This is a genomic window from Pseudomonas sp. SIMBA_067, from assembly GCF_046534675.1.
Taxonomy (GTDB): domain Bacteria; phylum Pseudomonadota; class Gammaproteobacteria; order Pseudomonadales; family Pseudomonadaceae; genus Aquipseudomonas; species Aquipseudomonas putida.
Map to the genome: position 1 here is coordinate 1 of NZ_JAWRYH010001422.1, position 232 is coordinate 232.

Consider the following 232-nt stretch of genomic DNA (forward strand, 5'->3'; position numbering starts at 1 on the left):
CGCGCCGACGCCCTGAATTCGGCTACCTGCGGCGGGTGCCTGCAGCACCTCCTGCGGCGGGACGGCAACCGCTGCAGCGCTTTGCGGCAGCGGCTCGACGTCCTCGCCCAGGCCCTGCTCGATGGCCGCCAGCAGCACCGGCAGCGCATCAGCGGCAATGCCGGGTTCGGCAATCAGTTCCAGCTCCTGACCACGACGGGCACCGAGGCTGAGCAACTTGCTCAAGCTCTTG

The 232-nt window shown here is 69.4% G+C and carries 1 protein-coding gene; it reads right to left on the bottom strand.

Annotated elements, in window-relative coordinates; translation table 11 throughout:
• A partial coding sequence (locus tag SB765_RS34085; protein ID WP_410933087.1) for an HPr family phosphocarrier protein occupies window positions 1–232 on the bottom strand: 232 nt, incomplete at both ends.